Source organism: Streptomyces sp. NPDC032721, from assembly GCF_055579625.1.
In genome coordinates this window covers 78,049-103,868 of sequence record NZ_JBVIMX010000012.1, presented here as the reverse complement: position 1 = coordinate 103,868, position 25,820 = coordinate 78,049, and the positions used below count along the sequence as shown (strand labels likewise).

The window sequence follows — 25,820 nt, the reverse complement described above, 5'->3', positions numbered from 1 at the left end:
TTCTTTGATTGCCTTTTTGTGCGTTGTTCTCTGTGTCGCATGGCGGTGACCTCGTCCCCACCCCTTTTTTTTTTCCTGATCAGGCCGGATCCCCGCCGCTCGCAGGTCCCGGTCCGGCCGCCGGCCCCGGCCCGCTCGCGCTCGCGTTCCCGCTCCGCCCCATCAGCCCCGCCACCACCATCGCCCCGGCCACCCACGCCAGACCGAACAGCAGCACGTACGGGATGTTCGGGCCCGCCTCGCCCGTGCCGCGCATCGAGCCGATCTCCGCGACCGACCCCGAGGCGGTGAGGGAGACTCCGATCATGGCCTGAAGGATCAGGAAGAGTGCCAGGAAGAGGCCGCCCGCGAGGAGTTGGCCGCCGCGCTGTCCCGGCAGGCGGCGTCCCGCCAGTGTCGCCAGTACCAGCGCACACACCAGTCCCAGCGCGAGCGCGCCCACCACCGCCCCGGCGCCCAGCTCCTCGCCGATGTCCGGCAGGCCGGCGCTGCCGCGTTCGGAGCCCGCGCCGACGAAACTGAAGCGGCCCTGGATGTCGTAGTCGACCGGGACGCCCCAGCTGATCCCGAACACCAGCAGCCCGAGGTTCGGCAGCAGCGGCAGCAGGCTCAGCAGGTCACCGCCGTCCGTGCCGTCGGCGGTGGCGGCGATCACGAACCCCACCACCGTGCACAGCGCGACCGCGACGGCCATCGCCCGTGCCGCCGTGCCCAGCGCACGTACCGCCAGCGCCGTACCCGGGTGCTGCCGCGCCCACTGGGCGAGGTCGTCGCGCAGGAGTACGCCGCCGGTGACGACCAGCGCGAGGGCGCCCGCGACGAGCGCCGCCGGCACCGGAGAGATCAGCACCTCGACGTCCTCGATCGCGGGCTGCGCGAACAGTCCGAGGAACAGCACCACCACGGTGACCAGCAGCGTGACACGCACGGCCGCCTCAAGTCCCGCCGTACGGGGGGGCAGTTGAGCCTGCATACCGTACGCACCGGCCGCACGCGCCTGCCCGGCGAGCGAACGCCGCAGTATCCACGCGCCGAGGAACAGCGCCGCGATCCACAGCACCGTGACGGTGAGCGGCACGATGGAGAGGGTCAGGCTGTCGGCCCCGCCGGTGGCACCCGGCCAGTCGCTATCGCCGCCACCTCTGCCGTAGCCGTCGCCGTCGAACTCCGCCCGCTCCCGGACTTCGAACCCGGCGCCGAAGCCCTGGTAGAGCACCGCCAGCGAGAGTCTCCACCGGTCACCGAAGCCGATCGCCTCGTCGCTGTCGCGGTCGTTCCCGCCGTCCTGTCCGTACGAGGGGATGGCGAGCGCGATGGCCCCCAGGAGCAACAGCCCCAGCGGCCAGGCCGCCGCCTTGGCCGCGCCCGCCCAGCCGCCCCGGAACATCCGCCCGATGAACTGCCCCAGCGGAGAAGGCGGTTGTACGTAACCGGGCGCGGGCGGCACCCCGTACGACGGGGGCGGCATCGGCGGAGCAGGTGGTGACGGCGGAACCGGCGGTGTCGGCGGAGCCGGAGGTACGGGCGAAGGGGCCGGCCCCGCTGCCGCCGGGGCATCCCGCTCCCGCCCGCAGCTCATGCAGAAGCGTGCCTCGTCGGGGGTGGCAGTCCCGCAGTGGGGACATTGCAGAGCCATGGGAAAACTCCGGAAGGGCGAGGATTCCGACCAGTCGTGTGACTGAACGATGAATGAACTGACTCATCCTGCCCGGAAGTTGGTCTCTCCAGAAGGCCAATCGGAAGGCCAATCAGAAGACCGACAGCCCCGTCAGCGTCGTGAACCGGTCCAGCGCCGCGATGCCCGCCACCGAGTTCCCCTGTGCGTCGAGTCCCGGGCTCCACACGCTCACCGTGCACACCCCCGGCACCACCGCCACGATCCCGCCGCCGACCCCGCTCTTGCCCGGCAGGCCGACCCGGTAGGCGAACTCGCCCGCCGCGTCGTACGTCCCGCAGGTCATCATCACCGCGTTGATCTGCTTGGCGAGGCTGCGCGGCAGCAGCCGGGTGCCGTCGGCGCGCAGGCCGTGGCGGGCGAGGAAGCGGGTGGCCAGGGCCAGGTCGCCGCAGTGCATCTCGATCGAGCACTGCCAGAAGTAGTGGTCGAGGAGGGCGGGGACGGCGGTGGTGATGTTGCCGTACGAGGCCATGAAGTAGGCGAGCGCGGCGTTGCGGTCCCCGTTGTCGGACTCGGAGGTGGCGACCTCGGGGTCGAAGGCGACGTCGGGGTTGCCGCTCTCCTGCCGTACGAACTCCAGCAGTTCGCTGCTCGCGTCGCCGGTGAGGCTCTGGAGCCGGTCCGTCACGACAAGCGCACCGGCGTTGATGAACGGATTGCGCGGGATCCCGTTCTCGTACTCCAGCTGCACCAGCGAGTTGAACGGGTTGCCGGACGGCTCCCTGCCGACCCGCTGCCACAGGTCGTCGCCGCCCTGCGCGAGGGCGAGCGCGAGGGCGAAGACCTTGGTGATGGACTGGGTGGAGAACGGCTGCTGCCAGTCCCCCACCCCGTACACCTTGCCGTCGAGGTCGGCGATGGCCATGCCGAAGCGGGTCGGATCGACGCAGGCGAGCGCCGGGATGTACGCGGCGGCCGTACCGGTGCCGATCTGGGGGCGGATGTCCTCGGCGATCTGCGTCAGGATGCCCTGGAAGTCGAAGTCGACGGGCTGTTCGAGCTCGGACTCACGGCCGTGCTCGGACTCGTGCTGCGGCAGCCGCGCTCCCACGTCACCTCCCATGTCACCTCCTGCGCACATCGCCGCGGGCCCTCGTCAGACCCGGGTGCCGCGGTGCATCGCCACGATGCCGCCGGTCAGGTTGCGCCAGCCGACCTTGGACCAGCCCGCGCCCTGGAGCTTGGCGGCGAGACCGGGCTGGTCGGGCCAGGCGCGGATGGACTCGGCGAGGTAGACGTACGCGTCGGGGTTGCTGGAGACGGCCGTGGCGATCGGCGGCAGCGCCCGCATCAGGTACTCGGTGTAGACGGTCCGGAACGGGGTCCAGGTGGGGTGCGAGAACTCGCAGATCACCACCCGTCCGCCCTTCTTCGTCACCCGGAACATCTCGCGCAGCGCGGCGTCCGTGTCGACGACGTTGCGCAGCCCGAAGGAGATGGTGACGGCGTCGAAGGACTCGTCCTGGAACGGCAGCCTGGTCGCGTCACCGGCGGTGAGCGGCATGTGCGGGTACTTCTCCTTGCCGACCCGGAGCATGCCTAGGGAGAAGTCGCAGGGCACGACGTACGCGCCGGTGGCGGCGAAGGTCATGGAGGAGGTGGCGGTACCGGCGGCCAGGTCGAGGACCCGCATGCCGGGGCGGGCGTCCACCGCTCTGGCCACTTCCTTGCGCCAGAGACGGTCCTGGCCGAGGGAGAGCACCGTGTTGGTGAGGTCGTAGTTCGCCGCCACGTCGTCGAACATCGAGGCGACTTCGTGCGGCTGCTTGTCCAAGGATGCGCGGGTCACCCCCCCATTGTGCCGCTCCCCCCACCCCCTCGGACGGCGGGGCCGCTACGCCGCCCGCCCCCTCGGGCGACGGGGCCGCCCACGTTGCCCCGCCCCCTTGGGCGGCGGGGCCGCCCCCCGGGGGCGGAACGGGCGGGCAAGGGGGCGGCCCCCGGCGGAGCCGAACCCTCCGACCCCGCCCCACCTACGCCCCCGCTCCCCCCTACGCCCCCACCCGCCCCCGATACACCAACCGCCCCCCAATCACCGTCACCAGGCAAGCACCCCCCTCACCGAAGACCGCAAAGTCCGCCACCCCCGAGCGAACCAGCGAGCTCGGCCGCGCCGCATGCACCACCCGCACCGCCGACCGCTCCACCGCCACCCGCACCGCAGGATGAGTGAAAGGCCCCGCCACCACCGTCGTCCCCCGCGCCAGCAGCCGCTGAACCCCCCGCCGCGCACTCGCGCCCCACCGACCGTCGGTCATCTCGATGCCGTCCAGCCCCGACCCGGAAATCGGCTCGCTGCCGAGCAGGTCGGCCTCACGCGGATCCGGCCAGTACTGGCCCTGGAGAAGGCGCACGGCGTCGGGCTCGTAGCGCCCGGGCACGAGATGCCCGTCCCACTCCCTGGTACGGGCGCCGGGCCCGAGATGCGGGAGCAGTTCCTCGTACGTCCCGATCGCGCCGATGCGGTCGCCGTCGACGACGACCGCATCCCCCGCGATGTCGCTGCCGTCCGTGTCCCGGATGCCCAGCACCCGGTGAATCGTCAGCACGGCGGCGTCAGTTGGAGGCGAGGAGCTTCAGCTCGGGGTGGGCCGTGCCGCCCTCGATCGCCGTCGAGGAGAGGTGCGAGACGACGTGGTCGTCGACCGGGTCGTTCGCCGGGTCGGTGTGCACGACCAGGTGCTCGTACGTCGTGGCGCGCTGGGCGGGGACGCGCCCGGCCTTCCTGATCAGGTCGATGATCTCCATGCGGTTGGAGCGGTGCTTGGCACCGGCGGAGGAGACCACGTTCTCCTCCAGCATGATCGAGCCGAGGTCGTCGGCGCCGTAGTGCAGGGAGAGCTGGCCGACCTCCTTGCCGGTGGTCAGCCAGGAGCCCTGGATGTGCGCGACGTTGTCGAGGAAGATCCGCGCGATGGCGATGATGCGCAGGTACTCGAAGAGAGTGGCCTGCGTACGGCCCTTCAGCGCGTTGTTCTGCGGCTGGTAGGTGTACGGGATGAAGGCGCGGAAGCCGCCCGTCCGGTCCTGCACGTCGCGGATCATGCTCAGGTGCTCGATGCGCTCGGCGTTGGTCTCGCCGGTGCCCATGAGCATGGTGGACGTCGACTCGACGCCGAGGCCGTGGGCCTCCTCCATGATCTCCAGCCAGCGCTCGCCGGACTCCTTGAGCGGCGCGATGGCCTTGCGGGGGCGGGCCGGCAGCAGCTCGGCGCCGGCGCCCGCGAAGGAGTCGAGACCGGCGGCGTGGATGCGCTGGATCGCTTCCTTCGTCGACACCTTCGAGATGCGGGCCATGTGCTCGATCTCGGAGGCGCCGAGGGAGTGGATGACGAGCTGCGGGTACGCCTTCTTGATCGCGGCGAAGTGCTCTTCGTAGTACTCGACGCCGTAGTCCGGGTGGTGCCCGCCCTGGAACATGATCTGGGTGCCGCCGAGCTCGACCGTCTCCGCGCAGCGGCGCAGGATGTCGTCGAGGTCGCGGGTCCACACGTCGTCGCTCTTCGGCGCGGCGAAGAAGGCGCAGAACTTGCAGGCGGTGACGCAGGAGTTCGTGTAGTTGATGTTGCGCTCGATGATGTACGTGGCGATGTGCTCGGTACCGGCGTAGCGGCGGCGGCGCACGGCGTCGGCGGCCTGGCCGAGCGCGTGCAGCGGGGCGTCGCGGTACAGGTCGAGGGCTTCCTCGGGGGTGATGCGGCCACCCTCGGCGGCACGGTCAAGGACAGACTGAAGGTCGGCCTTCTCGGTCACCGGGTGGTTCCTTCCCAAGGGGGTGCACTGCATACATCGAGACCAATCCACCCTACGCCAGCACCTCACCGGCCGAGCGAGCCGCCCGCCCGCCGCCGCCTGCCGCCCACCTCCCGCCCTCCGCCCCTTTTCCCCGTCCCCCGGCCCCGTACCCTGCGGCAGGTTCCCCCCACTCCCTGCCAAGGAGGCCGCATCCCGTGCCGCCCCGCCACCGCCCCCTCCTCGCCGCCGCCCTCCTCACCGCCTGCCTGCTCGCCCTCGCCACCCCCTCCGCCCTGGCGGCCCCCACGCCGCCGGACCCCACCGCCGAGCGGCAGGCCGCCCACCTGGCAGGGGAGTTGAGGCGGAACAACGTCTACGTCTCCGACCAGCTGCCGCGCGAACTGCCGCGCTCCGACGCACCCCGCCTCGCCAGGGCCGCCGCCCGCACCGGCGTGCCGACATACGTCATCGCGCTGCCGCAGCTCGACACCCCGCAGCAGCGGGGCCTCCTGGACGCCGTGCACCGCCGGCTGGGCAAGGACGGGCTCTACGTCCTGCTCACCGCGAACTGGGTCGCCGACGCCCGCGCCTACGGAGTGGCGCGGATACCCGCCGCCGACCCCCCGGCCGCCGCCCGCGCCGCGCGCTACACGCAGCCCTCCCGGGACCCGGCCCCCGAGTCCTTCGAACGGTTCGTCGGCATCCTCGGCTCCGGCGAGGCCCAGGCCCGCGCCCGCGCCGCCGACGTGAAGTACGCCTCGGGCGAGGAGGAACCGGAACCGCTGCACACCACCGCGGAGCAGCGTGAGAGCGCGACCGGATACGTGGGACTCGCGCTGGGCGCGGTCCCGACGGTGGTGTTCACGCTCGTCGTGTACGTACGGACGCAGCGGGCACAGCGCGCGCAGAAGGCGCAGCGGGCACAACAGAAGGCACAGAGGAATCAGCAGGCGCAGCGACAGCGGGCGCAGCAGTCCAAGCGCAAGGCCCGCACCACCGGAGGTGCCCGATGAGCGGCCCCCACCCCCTCTCCCTCCCCACCCGCCGCACCTGGCTCCTCGCCTCCGCCGCCGCCGTGCTGTCCGTCGTGCTGATCGTCGTCGGCGCGTCCGTACTCCTCGACACCGGGACCCGCGACGACACCGCGACGCCCCCGACCGCCCGCGAGGCCGCCGCCCGTACCGACCGGGTGATCGCGGGACTGAAGCGTTCGCCGGTGTACGCCGATCCCGAGACGAGCCCGCTCTCGGCCGCCGAGCAGACCGCGCTGACCCAACGGGTCAAGGAGATCGGTGCCAAGCTCCGCAGCCCCGTCTACGTCGTCGCGCTGCCGGTCGACGACGCCGACGAGTCCGCGGGCGACCCCGCGCTCGTCCTGCGCACCCTGCACCGCAGGTCCGGACGCGACGGGGTCTATCTGCTCTCCGGTACGGGCTGGGAGCGCGGGGTCCACGTCGCCGGTTACGGGAGCCGGGTCAAGACCTCGCGGGCCGAGCGGACGGGCCTCGGGCTCGACCTGGACGTGCCCGTCGCCACCGGCCTGAACCGGGTGCTCGACGAACTGGCCCTGGCCGGTTCGCACGAGAGCCCCGAGGACGCCTGGCCCGAGGCCGAGTGGGCCCGGAGCCCGCTCGACGACGACGTCCTGCCGCCCCTGTTCGCGGCGGGGCCGATCACCGGTGGCGTCTTCTTCGGGGTGATGGGCGGCGCCGTGGTGTGCCTCGTGACGATCCCGGTCCTGGCCTCCGTACGCCGGAAGCGGGAGGCCAGGAGGAAGGCCGCGGGGGCTACTGCTTCTTGAGCGTGCCGAACGGTTTGCCCTGCTTCTCGGACGGTGACGAGTACTGGAGCGTCCCGTCCGGGTTGCGGGTGAGGTTCAGCTCGCTGGAGCCCCCGGCGCAGATCAGCGGGGTCGACGGCCGGTCCGGGTCGGTCCGGTCGATCAGACGGAGCTCGTTGGTGGTGGCGGAGACCAGCTTGCCGATGCCGTAGCACTTGGCGCCGTACGCGTCGTAGTCCGTCTTGACGACGTCCTGGCCCTTGCCGCCCTTGGTGATCGTCACGGTGATGCTGCCGTGCGGCATGTTGGTGGTGGCCTCGGTGAGGTTGCCCGACCACTTGCCGAGGAAGGTGTCCGGCACGGCGGCCACGGGGGTGCCGGGCCCGGGGGTGGAGCCGGAGGTGGAGCCGGGGGTGGGTCCGGAGGAGGAGTCCGGCGTGGGTCCCTCGCTGGAGCGCCCCGTGGCGGGGCCCGAGGCGGCCGGCTGCTGTCCCCTGCCGGCGTCCTTCGAGTTGTCGCCCCCGATCCCCCACCCGTTGATCAGGAAGCTCGCGCCGATCGTGCCGACGGCGAGCGCTCCGGCGACGGCCAGCACCAGGGTGCAACTCCGGCGCCTGCCGCGCCCGTTGGCCCCCTGCCCCGAGGTCTCGGTGGCGACGGAGACGGACACGCCGGGCCTGCCGGGCGGCGGCGACACCGGCTTCGGCACCGGCACCGGCACCGGCGGCACGGGACCGCTCCCGCTCCCCCCGCTCCCGCCACTCCCGTATCCCACCGGCGCCGGGCCGAACTCCCCGGCCGGTACGCCTCCCGCGCCGCTCGCCGCCGGTCCGCTCCCCTCCACCCCGTGGGTGAACGGCACCGGACCCGACGGAGCCACCGGCTCCGCGCCGCCCGCCGCCTCCAGGTCCAGCAGCCGGACCGCTCCCCGTCCCGCCTCCGTCACCAGCGCCTGGGGCAGCCACCCGCCCGCCACCGCCGCCGCGGCACCCCCGGGCGCCAGCCGTGCCGCCAGTTCCGCCGGGGTGGGCCGGTCCCCGGCCGTTTTGGCCAGGCACTCGGTGACCAGGTCCCGCAGGTCGCCGGTCATGCCGTCCAGCTCGGGTTCCTCGTGCACCACCTTGTAGAGGAGCGAGGCCGCCGAGTCGCCGGGGAAGGGGGCCGCACCGGTCGCCGCGTACGAGAGCACCGCGCCCAGCGAGAAGACGTCGGCGGCCGCGGTGACGCCCTTGCCGAGGATCTGCTCGGGAGCCATGTAGCCGGGCGAGCCGACCGAGACGCCGGTGGAGGTGATTGAGGCCGTGCCGTCGGTGGCGCGGGCGATGCCGAAGTCGATCAGCCGGGGCCCGTCCAGCGTCAGCAGCACGTTGGACGGCTTCACGTCCCGGTGTACGAGGCCCAGCGCGTGCACCGCCGTCAGCGCCTCCGCGAGCCCCGCCCCCAGCACCCGTACGGAAGCGTCCGGCAGCGGCCCGTGCGCGGCGAGCGCCTGCGTCAACGAGGGCCCCGCCACATAACCCGTCGCCACCCACGGCACCGGCGCGTCCGGATCGGCGTCCAGCACCGGCGCCGTCCAGGCCCCGCCGACCCGCCGGGCGGCCTCCACCTCGCGGCGGAAGCGGGCCCGGAACTCCTCGTCGAGCGCGAAGTGCGGATGCACGATCTTGACCGCGACGGTCCGGCCCCCGGCGCTGCGCCCGAGGTACACCCGGCCCATGCCGCCCGACCCCAGCCGTCCGAGCAGACGGTAGTCACCGATATTCTGCGGTTCGCCCGCTTCCAGCGGCTGCATGGTGGTGCGCTCCCCCGATCGCCGATCCTGATCCCGGCCCCCGTCCGGTCGCCCGTGACCCGGGCCACTGCACGCCGAACGCCGAACACCGATGCACCACAGTAGGCCCGAGGTGTGCGGGATCACTCGGACAAGTCGGACACCGGGCGAACCGATGTACCGAAGACCGCATCTCCTTCTACGCAACCGCCACCACACCCACACCCCACCCGCCCGGAGTCCACCGATGAAGTGCCTGCTCAGCCGCTCGCACCGCCGCACGCACGCGTCCGCCCGGCTGATCGCCGCCGCCGTGATCGGCTCCGTGCTCACGCTGTCCCTGGCCGGCTGCTCGGACGAGGGCAAGTCCTTCGACTTCAATTCGGGCCTCGCCGACGGGGGTTCCGACCAGCAGGGCGTGAACCGCGCCTCGGTCTCCGGCGACAAGGACAGCCGGATGCCGATGGGGCCGCGCGCGGACTTCACGATCTTCCGCACCCTGGAGGACGGCACCAAGATCGCCCAGACGACGGTGACCGGCGCGAAGTCGGGCTTCACCGGCAAGGTCTGGGTGTGGGCCCCGAAGCAGTACTTCGATCCGAAGTTCGAGGACAGCGGTTTTCCGGTGCTGATCGCCCTGCCCGGGTCGTACGGATTCGACAGCAATTACTGGACAAAACCCAGCAACCACTTTCTGGACACGGTCAGCCGGATGTCCGACGAGGGCACCAGCCTGCCCTTCGTCGTCGTCATGCCGGTACTGAATCCGGAAAAGCGGTACTACGACGGAAGCGACATCCCCGGGCAGCCGAAGATGGGCACCTGGATGACCCAGGACGTTCCCGATTTCGTCAGGGCGAATTTCCGTACGTTCAATTCGCGGGACGGCTGGGCGTTCATGGGTTCGTCGTCGGGCGGCTTCGTCGCACTGAAATCCGTACTCAAGTACCCGGACCGTTTCAAAGCGGCGATTTCCTCGGGTCCGGACATCGTCCCGGACTCCCCGATGTGGAAGAACCACCCGCTGCAGAAGCTGGCGAACAATCCGCGCAAACTGGCCGGCGACCTGATCAAGAAGCGGAACAGCCCGGACGTCTACCTGGCGTTCCAGGTGGGGTCCAAGGAGACGCTGATCCCCCGGGTGAAGCGCTTCATCAAGGACTACGGCAAGGGCCCGATCAAGACCCGTCTTGAGGTGGTCCCGGACGGCGTCCACAACCCGGCGACGTACGTGAAGGGCATGGAGGCGGGCAGCCTGAGCTGGCTCAGCTCGCACCTGCGGGCACCCGTCCCGAACGTGTAGGCCGTCCGACGGGCCCCGCCCCGGTCCTCCTCCGGTCGCCTGCTCGCCTGCTCGCTCTCGCCCTCGTGCTCGTCCTAGTCCTCGTCGCCGAGCAGCGTGACCTGTACGTCCTGCGGGTAGCCGGTCGTCGCCCCGGTCCGGCGCGCGAACTCCCGTACGCCCTTGATCTGGTCGGGCCCGAAGCGGAAGTCCAGCGTCGTGAAGTACTTCTCCAGCAGGTCGGCGTCGAAGTCCTCCCAGCGCGCCGCCTGCTCGGCGACCCGGTCGACCTCGGCCAGCGACAGATCGCGGGAGGCCAGGAACGCCTCGTGCGCCTTGTGCACGTGGTGCGGCTCGCGCGCCAGGTAGTCCTTGCGGGCGGCCCAGACGGCGAAGACGAACGGCAGCCCCGTCCACTCCTTCCACATCTGCCCCAGGTCGTGGACCTCCAGGCCGAGCCGGGGCGCGTCGTGCAGCGAGGCCCGCAGCGCGGCGTCCCCGATCAGTACGGCGGCGTCCGCCTCGCGCATCATCAGCGAGAGGTCGGGCGGGCAGGTGTAGTAGTCGGGCTCGACGCCGTACTGCTCGGCGAGGAGCAGCTGTGCCAGGCGTACGGAGGTGCGCGAGGTGGAGCCGAGTGCGACGCGCGCCTTGTCGAGCTGCTCCAGCGGCACCTTGGTGACGATCACGCAGGACATCACCGGACCGTCGCAGCCGACCGCGAGGTCGGGGAAGGCCACCAGGTCGTCGGCGTTCTTCAGGAACTCGACGAGGGTGACGGGCCCGATGTCGAGATCGCCGCGGATGATCTGCTCACTGAGCCGCTCGGGGGTGTCCTTGGTCAGCTCGAAGTCCAGCAGGGTCCCGGTCCGTGCGAGGCCCCAGTAGAGGGGCACGCAGTTCAGGAACTGGATGTGGCCGACGCGGGGCCGGGTGCGGTTCGGCGTCAGCTCGCCAGCGGTTGAATTGTCCACATCGCGAGGCTAGACCCGCCGGACCCGGAGGAGCCCTCCGGGGGGTTGCGCCGGGGTGGCGCGCGGGGCCGGACGGGGGGCTTCCGCACCCCTCCTGACGTCAGTCGACACGCCCGTGTCAAACATCCGGGTGACGTGATCTTTCCCTCTACCGCAGGGCCGAGGGTGCGTGCTAGGCTCGCCCGCAAGTTGCAGTTTGGTTTCCCTTGCAGTACAGAGCCTGCGGAGCATGTAACCCGCAGGCTTTTGTTTTCAGACTTCCTTGTAGGTTCTGGAGCAGGGCAACCCTTTGGCCCATGGGAGGGCTTATGGCTACCGGAACCGTCAAGTGGTTCAACGCTGAAAAGGGCTTCGGCTTCATCGCCCAGGACGGCGGCGGCCCGGATGTCTTCGTCCACTACTCCGCGATCAACGCATCTGGTTTCCGCTCGCTTGAGGAGAACCAGCTCGTGAACTTCGACGTCACGCAGGGCCCGAAGGGCCCGCAGGCGGAGAACGTTACCCCCGCCTAAGTCCTCGGACTTGAGCAGGAAACGACCGATCGCGGTCGTTTGATGCAGTACCCAAGGAGCCCCGTCCCGAATTCTCGGAACGGGGCTCCTGCCTTTTGCGGTCTTTCGGGCGGGCTGCTATTCGCCCCGGTAAAGGTCCTCTATCTCGGCCGAGTAGCGCTCCAGGACCGCCTTCCTGCGCACCTTCAGCGTGGGTGTCAGCGCCCCGCTCGCGATGGTGAAGTCCTCGTCCAGGACCGCGAACGCGCGGATCCGGGCGGGCCGCGAGGCCCGTGCGTTGGCCGCGTCGACGGCCTGGCGGACCAGCTCGCGCACGGCGGGGTGCCGGCCTGGCCGGTCCCCGAGCTGGAGCCCCTCCCGCCCGGCCCAGGCGGTGAGCTCCTCCGCGTCGAGGGTGATCAGCGCGACGGGGTGGGGGCGCCGGTCGCCGACCATCACGGCGTACGAGACGTAACGGGACTGCTGGATCGCCTGCTCGACGAGGGAGGGGGTCAGGTTCTTCCCCGCCGAGGTGATGATCAGGTCCTTCTTGCGGCCGGTGATGCTGAGGTACCCCTCGGCGTCGAGACTGCCCAGGTCGCCGGTGTGCAGCCAACCCTCGGGGTCAAGGGCACCGCCGCCTTCGTCGCCGTAGTAACCGGGGAAGACCATGTCGCCGCGCGCCAGCACCTCCCCCTCCTCCGTGATCCGGACCTCGCAGCCGGGGTACGGGAGCCCGACCGTGCCGTAGCGGACGGCGCCGGGCCGGTTGAGGGAGATCACGCCGCCGGACTCGGTCAGTCCGTATCCCTCGTAGACGGGCACCGAGCAGGCCCGCAGGAAGTCGAGGGTCTGCGGGGCGATGGGGGCGGCTCCGGTGAGCGCCCACCGGAGCCGTCCGCCGAAGGCGCCGCGCACCAGGCTGTAGAGGGCCTTGTCGGCAGCCTCGTACGCCTCCCTCGCCTCTTCCGGAAGCTTCCCCTCCGCCGCCAGGACCCCGATCCTGACCGCCTCCGCGAACCTCTCGGCCCCGCCCTCCTGCGACTCGGCGAGCGACTGCACGACGGCGTGCACCTTCTCGAAGAGGCGCGGTACGGACGGCAGATGGGTCGGCCGGACCTCGGCCAGCTCACCGAGCACGTCCTCGATGCGCCCGCCGAAGTAGCAGAGCTCGCTGCCGAACATGAGCGTCGTGAACTGGATGAGCTGGGCGAGGACGTGGGCGAGGGGCAGGTAGAGATAGGTCCGGTCACCGGGACCGCCGTCGATCGTCTCGGTGCTGCCGGACAGGACGGCGTCGAAGTTGCCGTGGGTGAGACAGCACCCCTTGGGCGGCCCGGTGGTCCCGGACGTATAGACGATCTCGGCAAGGTCGCCGGACCGCACCGAGGCAGCCCTCGCGAGAAACTCCTCGACCCCCACCCCGGCACGGGACAGCCCACGCAACTCCCCCAGAAGCAGAACCCGCGGCCCAACGGAGACCGCCCCGGACCCGGCTCCGACCCCGGCCTCTGCCTCGGCTCCGAACCCCGCCCCGGCCCCTGCCTCGGCTCCGGACCCAGCGCCAGCCCCCGCCTCTGCCCCCGGCCCCGTCACTCGCCGTACCCGTTCTCCCTGGCCCGTGTCCTCGACGAGTACCGTCCCCGCGCCCGAGTCCCTCAGTACCCACTCCAGTTCCTCGTCCCCCGCCGTCGGGTAGACGGGCACCGCCACGCCTCCCACCGCCAGCACCGCGAAGTGTGCGTACGTCCAGGTCGCCGATGTTTCGCCGAGGATGGCCACGCGGTCGCCGGGTGCGACCCCGGCGGCCATCAGTGCTCGCCCCGTCTCGCGCACCGTCTCGCGCAGTTCGGTGTACGAGATTGCTTCCGCGCCCTTTTCGCGCAGTGCCGGGAGCGGCCCGTGGTGTTCCGCCGCCCACTCGATGAACTGCGCCAGCCCGACAGGCCGCGCCACCGTCGCCCTCACCGTCTGAGTCATGACCCGACGGTAAGTAGCCATCCGTGCACCGGCGATGACGGAAAACGTCACCCCCACTGACCCCCGCGCTCAAAGCGACTACCGTCCCGCCCATGGGCAAGCGGACGATCACCGTGCACCACGTACGCGCCGTGCTCCGCGGCGCCGAGCGGGCCGGTGCCGACACGGTCCCGCTCCTCCAGGCCGCGCACATCCCGCCGCTGCTGCTCGGGGACGACCGGGCCAGGGTCACCAGCGTCCAGTTCGCGCGCCTCTTCCGCGCGTTGTACCGGACGACGCAGGACGAGTTCCTGGGGCTGTCGGCCACGCCCAGCCGCCCCGGCACCTTCGCGATGATGTGCTGCGCCGCGCTCGCCTGCCCCGATCTCGGCCGGGCGATCGAGCGGGGGACCACCTTCTACTCCCTCTTCGACGGCGGCCCCGAGCTGACGCTCACCCGTGCCCCGGCCGCGTCCCCCACCGAAGCGGTCTTCACCGTCCACAACCGGCTCGACACCGACGAGGACCGCTTCCTCTCCGAGTGCATGGTGATCATCTGGCACCGGCTGTGCAGCTGGCTGACCGGCAGCCGGATACCGCTGCGCTGGGCGGAGTTCGGCTATCCGCCGCCGCCCCACGAGGCCGAGTACGAGACCCTGTTCGGCTGTCCGGTACGGTTCGGCGCCCCGCGCACGGCGGCCGGTTTCGACGTGCACTGGCTGGACGCCCCCGTCGTGCAGGACGAGGCGGCGCTCGAAGTCCTGCTGCACCGCGTCCCGTTCGACCTGCTCACCCGCCGCCACTACGGCACGACCGTCGCCGAGCAGGTACGCCGCAACCTCGCCCAGTCCCTCCGCGCGAGCCCCCGGCTGCCGACCCTCACCCAGACGGCGGCCCGGCTCTCCGTCAGCCCGGCCACCCTGCGCCGCCGGCTGGACCGCGAGAGCACCTCCTTCCAGCAGCTCAAGGACTCGGTCCGGCGGGACGCCGCGATCGCGGGCCTGGTCGAGAGCCGCGAGCCGATCGCCGAACTCGCGGCCCGGCTCGGCTTCTCGGAGGACACCAGCTTCCACCGGGCGTTCCGCCGCTGGACGGGCACGACCCCGGGCGCGTACCGGATGGACCACATGGAGCATCGGGCGACGGCACTGTGAGACTCCGAGTCAGTGAAGCTGAGCATTCCGGTCAGCGCGTTTCCTACTCGCCGGTCACTACGTTCTCCCTACGCACACAGCACCCTGCACCCCTGCACACCCCCACCCCGTAGGGAGAGCCCATGTCCGTACGTCACAGAGTGCTCGCGGCCACCGCGGCACTGGCCCTGGCCACCGGCCTGCCCAGCGCCGCAGCGGCGACGACCGCAGCAACCGCCCCCGAAGCAGCAGCAGCTGCGGCCGCTCAGGCCGCCGCCCCCGGCGACCTGGTCTCTGTCTCCCCCACCTCCTTCCACCCGCTCCCCCTCCAGCCCACCAACACCGACGCCTGGCACATCGAGTACGGCTCCAGGACTGCCAAGGGCGCCGCGAACACGGTCTCCGGCACGGTCATCGTCCCGAAGGACGGCAGGAAGGGCCCCCGCCCCCTCGTCACGTACGCCGTCGGCACCGTCGGCATGGGCGACCAGTGCGCGCCGAGCGCGGGCTTCCCGTACGGCACGACGGTCGAGGCGACGCTCATCAACCAGGCGGTGCAACGGGGCTGGGCGGTCGCGGTCACCGACTACGAGGGCCTCGGCACCCCCGGCGACCACACGTACACGGTCGGCCGGGCCGAGGGCCAGGCCGTCCTGGACGCGGCACGGGCGGCGCTCAAGCTCCCCGCCGACCGCACCGGCCTCACCAAGGACTCCCCGGTCGGCATCATGGGCTACTCGCAGGGCGGCCAGGCCAGCAGCTGGGCCGCCGAACTGCACGCCACGTACGCCCCGGAACTCAACGTCAGGGGCACGGCCACGGGCGGCGTCCCGGCGGACCTGATGGAGGTGGCCAAGTTCAATGACGGCAACCTCGGCGCGGGCCTGATCCTGATGGCGGCGGCCGGTCACGACACCGCGTACCCGGAGCTGGCCCTCGACTCGTACCTCAACGCCCAGGGCAAGGCGTACGTCGGCTTCATGCGCAAGAACTGCGTGGCGATCAACGCGATCTCCGCCCCGTTCAAGCGGATCAGCGAGGTCACCACGAAGAACCCCCTGGAGGCCCCCGACTGGCAGGCCGCGCTCGCCGCCTCCAAGCTGGGCACGAAGGCCCCCGACCACCCGGTGTACCTCTACCACGGCGGTCTGGACGAGCTGATCCCCTTCAAGGTCGGCCAGCAGCTCCGCGCGGACTGGTGCAAGGCCGGCGCCGAGGTGCAGTGGCGCTCGCACCCGCTCCTCGAACACATCGGCGGAGTGACGGTGGGCGCGTTCCCGGCCATGGACTAGCTCGACGACCGCTTCGCGGGCAAGCCCTCGAACGGCAACTGCTAGCACAGCCACACCACTTGGGCCCCTCTCCCGTCCGCCGGGGGAAGGGCCCTCCGCGCGTCCGGAGCACTGTCCCGGCGGATAGTCTCGGGGGACGGATCCAACACCCCCCGAGACGAGACGACATGAGCAGCGCGCTTCTGGTGATGGACGTACAGCGGGCCATCGTCGACGTGGCCGACACCCCCGGCTCCGGGTACCTCGCCCGGCTGCGCACGGCCATCGACGGAGCGCGGGCCGCGGGGATGCCCGTGATCTACGTGGTCATCGCGTTCCGCCCCGGCTTCCCGGAGATCGGTGCCCGTACGCTCAACAAACCCCTCGCGGCCATCGCCGGCAACGGCCTCTACGTCGAAGGCGACCCCGGCACCGGCATCCACCCCTCGGTCGCACCGCTGCCCGGGGACGTGGTCGTCACCAAGAAGCGGGCGAGCGCCTTCTCCGGGAGCGATCTCGACGTGGTGCTGCGGGGGCTCGGCGTCGATCGGCTCGTGCTCGCCGGGATCGCCACCAGTGCCGTCGTCCTGTCCACCGTCTGCCAGGCCAACGACCTCGACTTCGGCCTCACGGTGCTCGCCGACGCGTGCCTGGACCCCGACCCCGAGGTCCACCGCGTCCTCGTCGAACGGCTCTTCCCGCAGTGGGCGGACGTGTTCACCGTGGACGAGTGGGTCAAGTCCCTCGCGGACAGCCCCCGCTGACCCGGCGGCGGCGGTCAGGCGGTCAGGCGATGCCGGTGATCGTCACCGAGACCTCCACCGGTGTCCCCGCCGTCGCGGCCTCCCCGGCCGCCCGGACCTCCCGGGCGACGTCCACCGCCCGGTAGCCCTGCGCCACGGTGAGCTGCACCTCGATCCGCCAGCACTCGGCGCCGGGGTCCCGGCGGGCCCGTACGCCCGCCGGGGCGCGGTTCCCGGACGCGCCGCCCCGCAGCCGGGCCGCCACCGCCGAGCCCCGGAGCAGTTCGCTCAGCCGGGGGCGGAGGAAGGCCACGCCGGGCACCGCGGCAGCGGCTTCCGCCACCGCCCTCGCCAGGCGTTCGCCCGCTGCCTGCCGGGGGCCCGCGCCGTCGCCCCGGACGTCGTCCGCATTGTTCGCCGTCACCGGTCCTCCTCCGTGTCGTGCCGGCGGCCCTCCGGGGACCCGGCCTCGTCGAAGAGGTCGACCACGGCCACGTCCACCCCGGTCACCCGCATGCCGATCGCCAGGTCGGCCGCTCCGGCGACCGCCCTGCGCACCGCCTCCGCCAGTTCGGGCAGGGCACGTCCCGCACCGGCCTCCACCTCGACGGTGACCCGGACCGGGCCGCGCTTGCCCGCGCCCGGTCCGCTCTCCGGGGCGAGGCGGCAGCTTCCCGCCCGTACTCCGGGAACCGTCTCGGCTGCCGCCCGCAGGGTCTTCGCCGCGGCCGCCTCCACGATCCAGTGGTCCTCGTCCGGTTCGCCGAGGGGCAGGGTGCGGCCGGGCCGGAGCTCCAGCCGGACCAGGTCCATCACCCGGGCGGCGACCGCCGACGCGTCCGGCTCGGGCTCCTCGGCGGCCTCGGTGCGCGCCCGTTGCACGAAGTCGTCGAGGGCCCGGAGTTCGTCCAGTGCCTCGGTGCAGTGGACGCAGTCGGCGGACAGGTGGCCGGAGGGGCCGCGGTCCGCCTCGGGGTCCGCCTCTTGGCCCGCCTCGTGGTCCGCCCACACCGCGTACAGCGAACGGCCGCAGGGCAGCAGGTCGTCGGTGCTGGTGGGGCCGGTCGCGGACGCGTCGTCGTGCGGCGGCCCGCTGGGTCCGTTCATCGCCATGCCGCCATCGCCTCCGTCAGAGCTCGGCGTGCGCGGAACATCCGGCCGCGTACCGCTTGCGGGCTGCTTCCGACCGTATCTGCGATCTCCTCGTACGACAGTCCGTGCATCTCCCGCAACAACCAGCAGGCCCGCTGCTCGGGCGAGAGCTGTTCGAGCGCGCGGGACAGTTCGCGCAGCGCGGCCCCCGACTCGGCGTCGCGCACCGGGGAGCCCTCGTGGCCCAGGGTCTCGCGTTCCGGTACGGCGTCCAGGTGGGTGGTGGGCCTGCGGGACCTGAGCTGGTTGAGGCACCGGTTGGTGACGATGCGGTACATCCAGGTCAGGAAGGCGGCCTCGCCGCGGAACTCCGGCAGGCTCCGCCAGGCGCTCACGAAGGTCTCCTGCACGGCGTCCTCGGCCTCGGTGGGGCTGCCGAGCATCCGGGTCGCCAGCCGCAGCAGCTCGGGGCCGTGCCGTCGTACGAGCAGCTCGAAGGCGGCCTCGTCGCCCTCGCCCGCACGCACGGCCAGCAGCCGGTCGGGCAGCGGGGTCGTCCCGCCCTCGTCCTCCCCGTTTCCGGGCACTTGACGGCTCCTCTCCTCGGCCATCCGTCTGTTCGACACGGCTCGTTCCATTCCGTCACGCGGGAAAAGTTCCAGAAATCCGCGCGTGACGAATCGACGGGTACGGAGTCCAACGAGGTGAACGAGCAAGAGCACCGCTATCTCAGGAGACTCCTCATGGCTTCTCAGCAGACCGGCACCCTCACCACCAACTCGGGCCCCACCCGCACCACGGGCTCCACCGGCACCTCGGTCTCCACCGGCACCTCGGTCTCCGCCAGGTCCGCCCAGCCGGACCTCACCTCCGTGGGCCAGGGCCGGGCGGGCGCGGACGAGCCCGCCGGCACCCGGGGCAGGACCGCCATCGCGGACCTCGTCGTGGTGAAGATCGCCGGCATCGCGGCCCGCGAGATCCCCGGCGTGCACGACATGGGCGGCGGTCTCTCCCGCACCATCGGCGCCGTGCGCGACCGCGTCCCGGTCGGCCGACCCAGCGTGGGCCGGGGCGTCAAGGTCGAGGTCGGCGAGGTGCAGACGGCGATCGACCTGGACCTGGTCGTGGAGTACGGGGTGGCCATCGCGGACGTGGCCCGCGACGTGCGCGAGAACGTCATCTCGGCGGTCGAGCGGACCACCGGCCTGGAGGTCGTCGAGGTCAACGTCACCGTCAACGACGTGCACCTGCCGGACGAGGACCAGGACGACGGCCACGGCGAAGCCCGCGTCTCCTGACCACCGTCACACCGCTCCCCCGTGCGCAGGAGATGAGACAGGACCATGAACAGGTCACAACTGGGTGTTCTCGCGGGTCTGGCCCTGGGCTTCGCGGGCTGGTTCGGCGGTTTCGGCGCGTTCCTCGTGGTCGCGCTCTGCGGGGCCGCCGGATGGGGCGTCGGGCACCTGCTGGAGGACGAGGACGCGCGGCAGCGGCTGTGGGACCGGGTGGGCCGGGTGGACCCGGTGGACCGGTCGGCCGGTTCCGGCCGGAGGACACGATGAGCGCGCCGCCGCCGGTCCGTGCCGCCGTCGAAGCGGCGGAACGGGGCACCACCACCGTCGCGGACCGGGCGGTGCGCAGGATCGCCGCACGGTCCTCGCTGGAGGCACTGGGCGCCGACTGCGCCGCGCCCCCCACCGCGTCGGTCGTCCGCGCGGGCCGCACCGTCACCGTCGTACTGCGCGTCGCGGTACCGTACGCGGCCGACCTGGCCGGTACGGGCGAACGCGTCCAGCGGCACGTGGCCCGGCGCACGGCCGAACTCACCGGGCTCACCGTGCCACCGCCCGAGGTACGGGTGACCGCGCTGGGCGGGGCCCGGAGCGGACCGCCGGGCGGGGACGGGGCGCAGCCGGTCCCGGTCCGCGCGGCGCGCCGTCCGTGGTCACCGCGCCGGGGGCCCGCGTTCCTGGTGCTGGCGGCCGGGGCGGCCGGGGCGGCGTACCTGCTCGCCGAGGCCGTCGCACGCCGTGCCGGACACCCCCTGCCCCACGCGCCCCGGCCGGACGTCCTGCACCGGGTGGCCACCACCTCCCTGGCCGACCCCGCCGCGCTCGTGACGGGGGCCGTGGCCGCCGCCCTCGGGCTGTGGCTGCTGGGCGCGGCCCTGCTGCCGGGGCTGCGGGACCGGCTGCCGATGACCGTGTGCGGCACCAGCACCCGTGCCGTGCTGGACCGTTCGGCGATCGCGCTGCTGCTGCGGGACGAGGCGCTGGCGGTGCCGGGGGTCACGTCGGCGCGGGTGCGGGCGGGCCGCCGCACGCTGAAGGTGCGGGCCCGCTCGGGGTACGGCGAACTGGCCTCCGTACGAGACCTGTTGACGCAGGCGGTGGCGGAGCGGCTCGACTCGCTCGGCCTCGCCCGGCCGCTGCGCCCGCACGTACGCCTGCGCAGGACCGGAGGGCAGGGCGCATGAGCACACGGCACGCCGTCGTCACGACCCGTACCGCCCTCCTGCTGCTGTCGGTCGCAGCATTGCTCGGCGGAATCTGGCTGGTCGTCGGCAACCGCGCCACGCAGCCGGGGGCGGGCCCGCCCGGGTGGCTGCCGGGCTGGTGGCCGCTGCCGCGCGCGGAGGCGGGCGCGACGGGGGCGTACGGGTGGTGGGCGCCCTCGGTCATGGCCTGCCTGGCCGTGGTGGTGCTGTTCGCGGGCACCCGGCTGGTGTTCATCGCCGTACGGGCGGTACGTCGCCGGTCCCGGCTGGCGCTGGGGCGGCCCGGGCTGTGGCTCGACCCGCACGCCCTGACCTCCGCAATGACCGCGCAGATCGAGGAGTTGCCCGGGGTGAGTGCGGCACGCGTCCGGCTGAGCCGGGCGGGCGGCACACCGTGCGCCCGCATCACCGTCCACCTGGAGCACCGCTCCGATCCGGGAGCAGTGCTCCGCGCGCTGGAGGAGGGCCCGTTGTCCTCGGCGCGCGCGGCACTCGCCCCCACTCCCGTACGGGCGGAGGTCAGGTTCCGGTTCCGCCGCCACAGGACACGGCGCACGCTTTGACAGGATGGGCACATGCCCTCCTCCCCTGACTCCGCAGCCACTCCCGCACCCACACCAACTCCCGTACAGGCCCTGCTCGTCGTCGACGTGCAGAGGGCGTTCGTCAGCGGCGGGAGCGCCGTGCCCGATGCGGCACGAGTCGTGGACCGTACCGAAGCGCTGCTGAGCGCGGCCCGGACCGCGCGCGCCCTCGTCGTACACCTGCAGAACGACGGCCCTCCCGACGCGGACGACGCGACGGGCACCCCGGGCTGGGAGCTCCACCTCCCGCCCCGGGAAGGGGAGTTGGTGCTGCACAAGACGATCGACGACGGTTTCGAGGAGACCGGGCTAGCCGAGCGGCTGAAGGAGGCGGGGGTGCGGGGGCTGGCCATCTGCGGCGTGCAGTCGGAGATGTGCGTGGCGGCGACCGCCCGTACCGCGCTGGAGCTCGGCTTCCGGGTGGTGATGCCGCACGACGCGCACGGGACGTACGACATCCCGGCGGCGCGGGACATCAGCGCGCTCGTCCCGGCGGCGGCGGTGTCCCGGGTCGCGGAGTGGTCGCTGGGCGACGAGGTGGAGGTCGTCGCGCGGGCGGCGGACGTGCGGTTCGAGACGGGGCGATGAGTTCGGGGCACCCCGTCGCGCGACGTAACCCCCCGGCCCGATTACGGTGATCCGCATGGACCAGAGCGAACGGGAACTCCACAGCTCGTCATTCGGCGCGGCGGCCGCCGCCTACGCCGCGCACCGCCCCAACTATGCGCAGGAAGCCGTGCGTTGGTCTCTGGAGCACGCGCCGGGCCCGCGCGTGCTCGACCTCGGCGCCGGGACCGGCAAGCTCACCGCGACCCTCGTCGAGGTGGGAACCGAGGTCGTCGCGGTCGAGCCCGATGCGGCGATGCTGGCCGAGCTGCGGGGCGAACTCCCGCAGGTGCGCGCCTTGTCGGGGAGCGCCGAGTCGATCCCGCTGCCCGACGGATCCGTCGACGCCGTGCTGTCCGGCAACGCCATGCACTGGTTCGACATGGCCGTCGCGGGCCCCGAGATCGCCCGGGTCCTGGCCCCCGGCGGCGTCCTGGCCGGGCTCTGGAACGTCATGGACGACGGCGTCGAGTGGGTGGCCGGGCTCGCCGAGGTCAGCGGCAGCGCGGCGATCGGGCCGCGCGACGTACCGGGCAGCTGGCGTACGGAGACGGCCACGATGCACCTCCCCGCGAACGGGACCGCCCTCTTCGGCTCGGCGGAGCAGTCCTGCTTCCCGAACGGCCAGCGACGCACCGCCGACTCCCTGGTCGCCACCCTCGGAACGAGGGCGGGCATGCTCGTCATGCCCCAGGAGGAGCGCCGGGCCGCGCAGGCCCGCATCCGCGCCTACCTCGGCAGCCGCCCGGAGACGGCCGAGGGCGAGTTCATCCTCCCGATGCTGACCTGCGGGCTGCGGACGCGACGGCTGTGAACACCCTCGCCGCCAATTGCGGAGCTGGCGCGGTCGATGCGTACGGAGCCGCGCAACGGGTACACGTACAACCTGGCCGGGCTGCCGGAGGAGTGACCCGTAACCTCTTTCCGTGCCAGCCTCCCTCCCGCATCGCGGTGCCCGTCGCGCATCCCGTCCCGGGCCCCGTCGCGTCGCCGTCCTCGTGCTCGACGGGGCCAAGCCGCTCGACGTCGGCATCCCCGCCCAGGTGTTCACGACGCGGGCGAGCATGCCGTACGAGGTACGGGTGTGCGGGGCGGTGCCCGGGCTCGTGACCGGCGGCGACGGGTTGTCGTACCACGTCGCGCACGGGCTCGACGCGCTCGGCTGGGCCGACATCGTCTTCATCCCCGGCTACCAGTTCCCGGACCGCGACGACCCGCCGCGCGCCGTCGTCGACGCGCTGATCGCCGCCCACGGCCGGGGCGCGCGGCTCGCCGCGATCTCCACCGGCGCCTTCGCGCTCGCCGCCACCGGCCTGCTCGACGACAGGCGCGCCACGACCCACTGGCACTACACACGGGCGCTCGCGGCGAAGCACCCGCGCGTCCACGTCGACGAGAACGTGCTGTTCGTGGACGAGGGCCGGGTGCTGACGTCGGCGGGCGCCGCCTCGGGCATCGACCTGTGCCTGCACGTGCTGCGCGGCGACCTGGGGGTGGCCGCGTCGAACCACGCGGCGCGGCGCCTGGTCGCCGCGCCCTACCGCAGCGGCGGTCAGGCGCAGTACGTGCCGCGCAGCGTGCCCGAGCCGCTCGGCGAACGGTTCGCCGCCACCCGCGAGTGGGCGCTGCGGCAGCTGGGCGAGCCCCTCACCCTGGAGGCGCTGGCCCGGCACGCCGCGGTCTCGCCGCGCACGTTCTCGCGGCGCTTCGCCGAGGACACCGGGTACACACCGATGCAGTGGGTCATGCGGGCGCGCATCGACGTGGCGCGGGAGCTGCTGGAGCGTTCCGAGCAGGGCATAGAGCAGATCGCCGCCGAGGTCGGGCTCGGTACGGGGGCGAACCTGCGGCTGCACTTCCAGCGCATCCTGGGGACGACGCCGAGCGAGTACCGGCGTACTTTCGCGCGCGGTGAGTAGGGGCCGATAGCGCGGTGGAGCGAGCCTGGCGTGATCCTTGCGAACCGTGGCGATGACGCCACTGTCACGCGCGGACGCGGCGCGCGAGGCTGGTGGCGAACCCAGGGAGCAAGGGACAACCACCCGGGACACCACCGCCGAAGGGGCATCACTCTCATGACTCGTATCGCCGTCAACGGATTCGGCCGCATCGGACGCAATGTGCTGCGTGCACTGCTGGAGCGCGGCAACAACAGCGCGAGCGGCAGCGGCAGCAACAGCGCCGGCAGCAGCCTCGAAATCGTCGCCGTCAACGACCTCACGGAGCCCGCCACCCTCGCCCGGCTGCTCTCGTACGACTCGACGTCCGGCCGCCTCGGCCGCCCGGTCAGCGTCGACGGGGACACCCTCGTCGTCGACGGCCACCGCATCAAGGTGCTCGCCGAGCGCGACCCGGCGCAATTGCCCTGGGCCGAGCTGGGCGTCGACATCGTCCTGGAGGCCACCGGCCGCTTCACCTCGGCCAAGGCCGCCCGCGCCCACCTCGACGCGGGTGCGCGCAAGGTGCTGGTCAGCGCGCCGTCGGACGGCGCCGACATCACCCTCGCGTACGGCGTCAACACCGACGCGTACGACCCCGCGCTGCACACGATCGTCTCGAACGCCTCCTGCACGACCAACGCGCTCGCCCCGCTGGCCTCGGTGCTCGACGACCTCGCCGGCATCGAGCACGGCTTCATGACGACGGTGCACGCCTACACGCAGGAGCAGAACCTTCAGGACGGCCCGCACCGCGACGCCCGCCGCGCCCGCGCCGCCGCCGTGAACATCGTGCCGACCACGACGGGTGCCGCCAAGGCGATCGGCCTCGTACTGCCGAACCTTGAGGGCAAGCTGTCCGGCGACTCGATCCGCGTACCGGTCCCGGTCGGCTCGATCGTCGAGCTCAACACCACGGTCGCCCGCGACGTCACGCGCGAGGACGTGCTGGCCGCTTACCGCACGGCGGCACAGGGTCCGCTGGCGGGCGTACTCGAATACTCCGAGGACCCGCTCGTGTCGTCCGACATCACCGGCAACCCGGCCTCCTCGATCTTCGACTCGGCACTCACCCGGGTCGAGGGCCGGCACATCAAGGTGGTCGCCTGGTACGACAACGAGTGGGGCTTCTCGAACCGGGTCATCGACACCCTGGAACTGCTCGCCGCGCACTGAATCACCGCCGGGAACGGTGGACTTGACCTGCGTGTCTGGCGGATCATGGCGCAATGCCGCCGCGTACGCGTACGACCGAGGTCGATCTGTTCGAGAGTTCCAGGGGCCGCCTGGAGGCCATCGCGTACCGGCTGCTGGGCTCGGCCGGGGATGCCGAGGACGCCGTGCAGGACACGTACCTGCGGTGGCACGCGGCGGACCGTGAGCACATCGTGACGACCGAGGCGTGGCTGACGAAGGTGCTCACCAACCTCTGCCTGAACCAGCTGACTTCGGCGCGGGCGCGGCGCGAGACGTACGTCGGCCAGTGGCTGCCGGAACCGGTGCTGGCCGGGGACCGGATGCTCGGCCCGGCCGACACCGCCGAGCAGCGCGATTCGGTCTCGCTGGCGGTGCTCACCCTGATGGAGCGGCTGTCGCCCAACGAGCGGGTGGTGTACGTACTGCGCGAGGCGTTCGGGTACGGGCACCGCGAGGTCGCCGAGATCCTCGACCTCACCGAGTCGAACTGCCAGCAGATCCACCGCCGCGCCCGGCAGCACCTCGGCGCGGAGCGGGCCCGTACCGAGGTGGACCCGGTCGCGGCGCGGAAGGTGGTCGAGGAGTTCCTCGCGGCGGCGCTGAGCGGGGACACGGAGCCCCTGGTCCGGCTGCTGACGGACGACGCGGTGGGCATCGCGGACGGCGGGGCCAAGGTTCCGGCGCGCAGGACCCCGGTCCTCGGCGCGCTCGGCATCGCCCGCTACCTGCGGGGCCTGCTCCGGCCGTCCGAGCACAAGCGCACGCTGGTGGGCGGCCGGGCGACGGCCTTCGCGGCGGTGGTGAACGGCGGTCCCGCCGTGCTGTTCACGGTGGGCGAGCGGGTGGTCGGCCTCATCTGCCTGGAAGCGACCCCGGCCGGGGTCGAGGCCGTCCGCATCCAGGTCAACCCCGACAAGCTGGCGCGCATGACCAGGCAGTGGGCGGCGGCGGGCCCGCACCACCCCGTCGCCCAGGTGTGGTGACCACGAAACCCGCGTGACTCAGGTCACAACAAAACCCTGTCATGGATCGTGCGGCTGCCCGGTTCAGGAGGTGGGTCCAGCCGGACACCGCCAGCGACACCTCG

Annotated in this window: 27 protein-coding genes and 1 pseudogene; 16 read left to right on the top strand and 12 right to left on the bottom strand. The window is 72.3% G+C overall.

What is annotated here, in order from left to right; all coding sequences use genetic code 11:
* Positions 1 to 79: 79 nt before the first annotated feature.
* The 6 genes and pseudogenes from ACZ5PB_RS25115 to mqnC all read right to left on the bottom strand — a co-directional run bounded on the left by ACZ5PB_RS25115 (position 80) and on the right by mqnC (position 5,431).
* Positions 80 to 1,468 carry a zinc ribbon domain-containing protein gene (locus ACZ5PB_RS25115; RefSeq protein ID WP_468694167.1) on the bottom strand — a complete coding sequence of 463 codons (1,389 nt, stop codon included), beginning with the start codon at positions 1,466 to 1,468 and terminating at the stop codon, positions 80 to 82.
* A 99-nt stretch (positions 1,469 to 1,567) separates the two neighbouring features.
* Positions 1,568 to 1,636: pseudogene (locus tag ACZ5PB_RS25110) on the bottom strand (zinc-ribbon domain-containing protein); the annotation flags it as partial.
* A gap of 112 nt (positions 1,637 to 1,748) precedes the next feature.
* The gene (locus ACZ5PB_RS25105) at positions 1,749 to 2,741 is read right to left on the bottom strand and encodes a glutaminase (protein WP_468693994.1); all 993 of its coding nucleotides are present in this window, start codon (positions 2,739 to 2,741) and stop codon (positions 1,749 to 1,751) included.
* 33 nt (positions 2,742 to 2,774) lie between these two features.
* On the bottom strand, positions 2,775 to 3,467 hold the full coding sequence (locus ACZ5PB_RS25100) for a demethylmenaquinone methyltransferase (protein ID WP_468693993.1): 693 nt from the start codon (positions 3,465 to 3,467) through the stop codon (positions 2,775 to 2,777).
* A 202-nt stretch (positions 3,468 to 3,669) separates the two neighbouring features.
* Positions 3,670 to 4,227 carry a hypothetical protein gene (locus ACZ5PB_RS25095; RefSeq protein WP_468693992.1) on the bottom strand — a complete coding sequence of 186 codons (558 nt, stop codon included), beginning with the start codon at positions 4,225 to 4,227 and terminating at the stop codon, positions 3,670 to 3,672.
* A 7-nt stretch (positions 4,228 to 4,234) separates the two neighbouring features.
* A complete protein-coding gene (gene mqnC, locus ACZ5PB_RS25090; protein ID WP_468693991.1) occupies positions 4,235 to 5,431 on the bottom strand; it encodes a cyclic dehypoxanthinyl futalosine synthase in 1,197 nt (398 codons plus the stop codon).
* A 197-nt stretch (positions 5,432 to 5,628) separates the two neighbouring features.
* On the opposite strand from mqnC, the gene ACZ5PB_RS25085 reads away from it, so the two are divergent.
* Together ACZ5PB_RS25085 and ACZ5PB_RS25080 are read left to right on the top strand one after the other, a co-directional pair.
* Entirely contained in the window at positions 5,629 to 6,426 is a 798-nt protein-coding gene (locus ACZ5PB_RS25085) for a hypothetical protein (RefSeq protein ID WP_468693990.1), read from the top strand.
* Positions 6,423 to 7,214, top strand: a complete 792-nt coding sequence (locus ACZ5PB_RS25080) for a hypothetical protein (protein WP_468693989.1) — start codon at positions 6,423 to 6,425, stop codon at positions 7,212 to 7,214. The genes ACZ5PB_RS25085 and ACZ5PB_RS25080 overlap by 4 nt, the downstream gene beginning before the upstream one ends.
* Here ACZ5PB_RS25080 and ACZ5PB_RS25075 read toward each other — a convergent pair.
* Positions 7,201 to 8,985 carry a serine/threonine-protein kinase gene (locus ACZ5PB_RS25075; RefSeq protein ID WP_468693988.1) on the bottom strand — a complete coding sequence of 595 codons (1,785 nt, stop codon included), beginning with the start codon at positions 8,983 to 8,985 and terminating at the stop codon, positions 7,201 to 7,203. The genes ACZ5PB_RS25080 and ACZ5PB_RS25075 overlap by 14 nt on opposite strands.
* A gap of 226 nt (positions 8,986 to 9,211) precedes the next feature.
* Here ACZ5PB_RS25075 and ACZ5PB_RS25070 point away from each other — a divergent pair, with 226 nt between their 5' ends.
* On the top strand, positions 9,212 to 10,267 hold the full coding sequence (locus tag ACZ5PB_RS25070) for an alpha/beta hydrolase (protein ID WP_468693987.1): 1,056 nt from the start codon (positions 9,212 to 9,214) through the stop codon (positions 10,265 to 10,267).
* 74 nt (positions 10,268 to 10,341) lie between these two features.
* Here the strand turns inward: ACZ5PB_RS25070 and ACZ5PB_RS25065 are convergent, their stop codons facing one another.
* Positions 10,342 to 11,220, bottom strand: a complete 879-nt coding sequence (locus ACZ5PB_RS25065) for a menaquinone biosynthetic enzyme MqnA/MqnD family protein (protein WP_468693986.1) — start codon at positions 11,218 to 11,220, stop codon at positions 10,342 to 10,344.
* Between the two features lie 308 nt (positions 11,221 to 11,528).
* Between ACZ5PB_RS25065 and ACZ5PB_RS25060 the strand changes: the two genes are divergently transcribed.
* Positions 11,529 to 11,732, top strand: a complete 204-nt coding sequence (locus ACZ5PB_RS25060) for a cold-shock protein (RefSeq protein WP_008738468.1) — start codon at positions 11,529 to 11,531, stop codon at positions 11,730 to 11,732.
* A 117-nt stretch (positions 11,733 to 11,849) separates the two neighbouring features.
* Here the strand turns inward: ACZ5PB_RS25060 and ACZ5PB_RS25055 are convergent, their stop codons facing one another.
* Positions 11,850 to 13,691 (bottom strand): AMP-dependent synthetase/ligase, encoded by a 1,842-nt coding sequence (locus tag ACZ5PB_RS25055; RefSeq protein ID WP_468693985.1) that lies wholly within the window; start codon positions 13,689 to 13,691, stop codon positions 11,850 to 11,852.
* 92 nt (positions 13,692 to 13,783) lie between these two features.
* On the opposite strand from ACZ5PB_RS25055, the gene ACZ5PB_RS25050 reads away from it, so the two are divergent.
* The 3 genes from ACZ5PB_RS25050 to ACZ5PB_RS25040 all read left to right on the top strand — a co-directional run bounded on the left by ACZ5PB_RS25050 (position 13,784) and on the right by ACZ5PB_RS25040 (position 16,838).
* Entirely contained in the window at positions 13,784 to 14,824 is a 1,041-nt protein-coding gene (locus tag ACZ5PB_RS25050) for an AraC family transcriptional regulator (protein ID WP_468693984.1), read from the top strand.
* Positions 14,825 to 14,946: 122 nt separating this feature from the next.
* Complete coding sequence (locus tag ACZ5PB_RS25045; RefSeq protein ID WP_468693983.1) at positions 14,947 to 16,095, top strand: lipase family protein; 1,149 nt, start codon at positions 14,947 to 14,949, stop codon at positions 16,093 to 16,095.
* A gap of 167 nt (positions 16,096 to 16,262) precedes the next feature.
* Positions 16,263 to 16,838, top strand: a complete 576-nt coding sequence (locus ACZ5PB_RS25040; protein WP_468693982.1) for a cysteine hydrolase family protein — start codon at positions 16,263 to 16,265, stop codon at positions 16,836 to 16,838.
* 22 nt (positions 16,839 to 16,860) lie between these two features.
* Here ACZ5PB_RS25040 and ACZ5PB_RS25035 read toward each other — a convergent pair whose 3' ends face one another.
* Genes ACZ5PB_RS25035 through ACZ5PB_RS25025 form a run of 3 tightly spaced genes read right to left on the bottom strand, consistent with a single transcriptional unit; the run spans position 16,861 to position 18,496 of the window.
* The gene (locus ACZ5PB_RS25035; protein WP_468693981.1) at positions 16,861 to 17,241 is read right to left on the bottom strand and encodes an Asp23/Gls24 family envelope stress response protein; all 381 of its coding nucleotides are present in this window, start codon (positions 17,239 to 17,241) and stop codon (positions 16,861 to 16,863) included.
* On the bottom strand, positions 17,238 to 17,930 hold the full coding sequence (locus ACZ5PB_RS25030; RefSeq protein WP_468693980.1) for a hypothetical protein: 693 nt from the start codon (positions 17,928 to 17,930) through the stop codon (positions 17,238 to 17,240). The genes ACZ5PB_RS25035 and ACZ5PB_RS25030 overlap by 4 nt, the downstream gene beginning before the upstream one ends.
* On the bottom strand, positions 17,921 to 18,496 hold the full coding sequence (locus ACZ5PB_RS25025; RefSeq protein ID WP_468693979.1) for an RNA polymerase sigma factor: 576 nt from the start codon (positions 18,494 to 18,496) through the stop codon (positions 17,921 to 17,923). The genes ACZ5PB_RS25030 and ACZ5PB_RS25025 overlap by 10 nt, the downstream gene beginning before the upstream one ends.
* 156 nt (positions 18,497 to 18,652) lie before the next feature.
* On the opposite strand from ACZ5PB_RS25025, the gene ACZ5PB_RS25020 reads away from it, so the two are divergent.
* From ACZ5PB_RS25020 to sigJ, 9 genes are all read left to right on the top strand, one after another.
* Positions 18,653 to 19,207, top strand: a complete 555-nt coding sequence (locus ACZ5PB_RS25020; RefSeq protein ID WP_468693978.1) for an Asp23/Gls24 family envelope stress response protein — start codon at positions 18,653 to 18,655, stop codon at positions 19,205 to 19,207.
* 45 nt (positions 19,208 to 19,252) lie between these two features.
* Positions 19,253 to 19,474 (top strand): hypothetical protein, encoded by a 222-nt coding sequence (locus tag ACZ5PB_RS25015; RefSeq protein ID WP_468693977.1) that lies wholly within the window; start codon positions 19,253 to 19,255, stop codon positions 19,472 to 19,474.
* Positions 19,471 to 20,388 carry a DUF6286 domain-containing Asp23/Gls24 family envelope stress response protein gene (locus ACZ5PB_RS25010; RefSeq protein ID WP_468693976.1) on the top strand — a complete coding sequence of 306 codons (918 nt, stop codon included), beginning with the start codon at positions 19,471 to 19,473 and terminating at the stop codon, positions 20,386 to 20,388. Before ACZ5PB_RS25015 ends, ACZ5PB_RS25010 begins: the two co-directional genes overlap by 4 nt.
* Positions 20,385 to 20,972, top strand: coding sequence for a hypothetical protein (locus ACZ5PB_RS25005; RefSeq protein ID WP_468693975.1), 588 nt, complete (start codon positions 20,385 to 20,387; stop codon positions 20,970 to 20,972). The genes ACZ5PB_RS25010 and ACZ5PB_RS25005 overlap by 4 nt, the downstream gene beginning before the upstream one ends.
* A gap of 12 nt (positions 20,973 to 20,984) precedes the next feature.
* Positions 20,985 to 21,581, top strand: coding sequence for a cysteine hydrolase family protein (locus ACZ5PB_RS25000; protein WP_468693974.1), 597 nt, complete (start codon positions 20,985 to 20,987; stop codon positions 21,579 to 21,581).
* A gap of 55 nt (positions 21,582 to 21,636) precedes the next feature.
* Positions 21,637 to 22,413 carry a class I SAM-dependent methyltransferase gene (locus ACZ5PB_RS24995; protein WP_468693973.1) on the top strand — a complete coding sequence of 259 codons (777 nt, stop codon included), beginning with the start codon at positions 21,637 to 21,639 and terminating at the stop codon, positions 22,411 to 22,413.
* A 112-nt stretch (positions 22,414 to 22,525) separates the two neighbouring features.
* Positions 22,526 to 23,518, top strand: a complete 993-nt coding sequence (locus tag ACZ5PB_RS24990; protein WP_468693972.1) for a GlxA family transcriptional regulator — start codon at positions 22,526 to 22,528, stop codon at positions 23,516 to 23,518.
* Positions 23,519 to 23,674: 156 nt separating this feature from the next.
* Positions 23,675 to 24,712 carry a type I glyceraldehyde-3-phosphate dehydrogenase gene (gene gap, locus ACZ5PB_RS24985; protein WP_468693971.1) on the top strand — a complete coding sequence of 346 codons (1,038 nt, stop codon included), beginning with the start codon at positions 23,675 to 23,677 and terminating at the stop codon, positions 24,710 to 24,712.
* 53 nt (positions 24,713 to 24,765) lie between these two features.
* Positions 24,766 to 25,716, top strand: coding sequence for an RNA polymerase sigma factor SigJ (gene sigJ, locus ACZ5PB_RS24980; RefSeq protein ID WP_468693970.1), 951 nt, complete (start codon positions 24,766 to 24,768; stop codon positions 25,714 to 25,716).
* Positions 25,717 to 25,820 lie beyond the last annotated feature (104 nt).